We start from the raw sequence: 1,624 nt of genomic DNA on the forward strand, positions 1-1,624 counted from the left end.
GATTTCTCAAATGGAGGTGTTGGCCTTCTGTATTGCCGATTTAAGCTACCGAACGTCATTTGGTGTCGATGATATACTGGCAGGATACAAAGGCGGTAAATCTTTGGATATTGACCTTCCATTGGCAAATTCTGCGTTGCCCAATAAGCCCGTTACCATTAAGGATTTAAGAAAAGTCCTTTTGGATATGCCGTATCCTAATCGACCTATTGAATCTAAACGACTTTTGATTCGCAATGCATTCCCTGTAATTGCAGAACGAACTGAAATTCCATTTTTCGCAGTTTCGCATCCCAATAAAGAAACATTTCTTAGTTATACCGAAACTTATACGCCTGAAAAGGAACTCGTTGAGCCAATTGAAGCCAATGATGAATTAGGGCTTGTAAAAGAAAATATTGCAGTACTTCCAAAGGCTACGGATTCGGAACCAATTGAGTTTGAGAACAACGACGAAATTGTTCTAAACGGACTGTATGGAATTCAAATTGAATTTGAAGAGGAAATAAATGAAGATCCTACAGCCGATTTTCCAGATTTTAAAAGAGATCTCAATCAAAATTATTTCGAGCAAGTAGTTATAGTTGGTAGTAATAGCTACACAATCAGTGTTTTGTTTCCGTATTGGGACGACATTAATTGGTCATTACGTGAAGCAACTTTAACCCCTGGAACTCTTAAATACCGTTCGTTAGATCCCAATAAGCCTGTTCCAGAAGATTATTTTTTCGCTGTGGACAAGTTAAGCTACGACGATTACTTCTATGACTATTATGCAGAGCTAGACCTTCAAGGACACCTGATTAAAGCCTATATAAGACTGAAAACGGGTGAAGACGGTACGCCAATCAAGTCTTCATTTACACATGAAGGGCAGACCTACGATTTCACGGTCAACTTTCTGGATTGGAACGAGCTATCTAATGGTGTAAAGCGTGACTATTCGGGCTCAAACTTAGTGTCAGGGCCAATAATTGAGTCAATTACAAACGTTAGCATTAATGGCGTAGATCAATTGTTTGATATTAAATCAACCTTTAAAATTGTTAAGAATAACGTTGCTAAAGATATTACGCTATTAACTCGAATCACTTTTAAAACGGATTTAATGTTGCCAAGTGATGGCGTAGTAGAAACGGCTTTGGAGCTAGAGTTTCCCAATATTTACCTTGAAAAAATAGAATTAGAAAAAGCGATTCACGATACAATGGAACTTGTAACAGCTCCAATGTATGAGAATTACATAGATAAATTAAAGAATGTATTCTCTTATCTGTATGATGACCAAGGCGTATGGTCGTATATGGGCAAGTACAGAAACTTATGTGAAGATTATTCGAAGTTCACAGCATCCAGGATTCAGGAGATTGCTCTCTTCGGAAAGTTAATCGTAGCGCCTGACTTCAATGTTAACGAGCTCTTGGCTGAAGTGTACTTCCGCGTTGATCAATTCCAACATCCCCTGGTGAAATTCAATACGCTTGATGAGACTACCGAGAAAGGATACACCTTCGAGAATGTGTTTAATGGACCATTGCTAAAGCACGGATTTATAGAGGATAGCAACTTAGAGAATTTGAAGCGAAGAAGCGTTGTATACACGTCTGACTTAATTCGAATTCTA

Annotated in this window: 1 protein-coding gene; it reads left to right on the forward strand. The window is 38.2% G+C overall.

Features of this window, described 5'->3' with window-relative positions; all coding sequences use genetic code 11:
- Positions 1 to 1,624 (forward strand): hypothetical protein (locus tag HRT72_03930; protein NQY66856.1); only part of this gene is annotated, 1,624 nt, incomplete at both ends.

The sequence above is a fragment of the Flavobacteriales bacterium genome (genome assembly GCA_013214975.1).
Classification (GTDB): Bacteria; Bacteroidota; Bacteroidia; order DT-38; family DT-38; genus DT-38.